Below are 2,022 nucleotides of genomic sequence, written 5' to 3' on the forward strand. Positions count from 1 at the left end.
GTGCTTATACCGTAGAGGGATGACAATTGGAGGAGAAAGGAATAACAAAAGTCTGCAAACAGGCATACAGCAGCGAACATTTTCACCTGCAGGGGCTGGGGTGCTACAGGTATAAAAGCAGTTTCAGTCTGCTACCGGGTCATAGTCGTTTTTGGCAGCGGCTTCAATGGTCATACTGAGGGTTCGCAGACTTCTGTTCTCAAAAGCCTGATGGTATTACTAACAGGTAATTTGCCGTTAATGCCGTGTAATACGGGTTTTCAGCATCTTCCTTGCAAAGTGGATCCGGCTTTTCACCGTACCCAGTGGTTCGTTGAGTATAGCTGCAATTTCATAGTATTTGTATCCTTCAAAGTACAACAGGAATGGTTGTTTAAAAATAACGGGCAGGTTGTATACAGCCATCTGTACATCTTTAACCCGCAGGCCTGATTCGGCGAAGTTCCCGATGGCAGACGGCTGGTGGCTCAACAGGTAGTCTCCAACAGCATTGTCCAGCAGGCGGAACTGGCGGTTACCACGGCGATAGTTATTGATGAAGATGTTTCTCATGATAGTATACAGCCAGGCCCGGATATTAGTGCCGGCCAGATACTTATCACGGTTGGATAACGCCCTGAACAATGTTTCCTGGTACAGATCTTTTGCGGATTCTGAGTCTTTGGTTAAGGTTACTGCATACGGCCGCAGAAAGTCGGCGTTTCCGAGTAATAAGTTATTAAATTCGGTGGATGACATAACGGTTAACTTTAAATTATTCACAATTAGCAAGAACAACAGCCTTTATCAGGGGCCGGGAGAAAAAGCGGTTAAAGCAGTAGTTGCACAGCGCCGGTCTCCTTCCGGCGGATACTGCTGGCACCTGCCACGCTTACTAAAAGGGCGGTATCAACACCCCGATAAAAAGCAGCAACAGGTGCGTCATTCAGGTGTAGCAGTAGTCATAAGGAAAAGTTTTAGTAAATGAATAAACTTGCATATGGGGTAATTTAAAATTAGTTAAACAGGGTATCACAGTTTTTAGTTATCTCATTTAAGCTATCGTTTTAATGCCTGCTGCGCAATCTGAATGAAAGTAAAATGAGCATGACCCCGGTAAAAATGGCGTAAATACCGAAGATCCAGGTAAGCGTAACCGCGGCAGCCATAGGATTTGTAACCAGGAGAATGCCGAAGATGATTGTCAGCAAACCGCCGGCAATGTACCAACCTTCGCCGGTGATGACTTTCCTCAGCCTGATGGCAATAATTAATTCGAAGAGGCCGGCCAGCACGGCCCAGAAAGCAACCAGGTAAATGAGCGCTGCACCGGTGGCAAACGGATTGTACAAAGTGAGGATACCTAATATAACGCCCAGCAGGCCGGAGAGCAGGAAAATACCCCAGTTCTCATTCGTTTTCCTGGCGGCAATGGCTCCTGCAACAGCAAAAAGACCGGCGATAAAAAGATACGCGCCTAAGAAAACGATCAGTGTGGTAAAAGTAGCGCCAGGCCATCCAACAGCCAAAACGCCCAATACAAGGGCGAAGATTCCTCTCAACAAAAAGAGCCACCAATAAGCGTTATAAAAACCAGGCATGCATTCTCAATTTAAGGTTTCCAATGTTAGTGCTGAATAATGGCAGGGTATACCATGTACGTGCTTCAAGCATTTCCGTTTTCTACATTCCGAACAACCAGGATTTATTATAACCAAATACTACAGTCGTGTGTCTAGGTGTTTCCGTTGCAACATCGATTAATAGGGCACAAGGTTGCTCTCCTTGTGGGGTATGCTCTTAAAATAAAAAAGGTGGCAGGTGTTTTCATGCTGGTAAGTTTATATGGTTACAGATAGCAGAAGCCGTTTCGACTGATTCCACTTGATCCTATAAATACCGATTGAACAACAACAGCTTATTTAAAAATGTTTTAATTGGGGAGGCCCTTCTCAAAAATAATAGCCTTATTACACTCACTAACAAACCTTTATTCACCCGTTCATTCAAATGCAAAAAAGAATATATAAATCTAAAACAAGG

At 44.4% G+C, this 2,022-nt stretch carries 2 protein-coding genes; both read right to left on the minus strand.

All coding sequences use genetic code 11. The features are described 5' to 3' along the window. Positions 1 to 237 precede the first annotated feature (237 nt). The gene (locus VN105_RS16335; protein ID WP_325642596.1) at positions 238 to 738 is read right to left on the minus strand and encodes an RNA polymerase sigma factor; all 501 of its coding nucleotides are present in this window, start codon (positions 736 to 738) and stop codon (positions 238 to 240) included. Positions 739 to 1,046: 308 nt separating this feature from the next. Beyond that, positions 1,047 to 1,580: an HdeD family acid-resistance protein gene (locus VN105_RS16340; RefSeq protein WP_325642597.1), complete on the minus strand. Its 534-nt coding sequence runs from the start codon at positions 1,578 to 1,580 to the stop codon at positions 1,047 to 1,049. Between the last annotated feature and the right edge of the window lie 442 nt (positions 1,581 to 2,022).

Source organism: Chitinophaga sp. (genome assembly GCF_035564935.1).
Classification (GTDB): Bacteria; Bacteroidota; Bacteroidia; order Chitinophagales; family Chitinophagaceae; genus Chitinophaga.

What these genes read in the sequence shown, in the direction of transcription:
- VN105_RS16335 (WP_325642596.1), bottom strand. Translation starts at nt 738, where the DNA reads ATGTCATCCACCGAATTTAATAACTTATTACTCGGAAACGCCGACTTT.
- VN105_RS16340 (WP_325642597.1), bottom strand. Translation starts at nt 1,580, where the DNA reads ATGCCTGGTTTTTATAACGCTTATTGGTGGCTCTTTTTGTTGAGAGGA.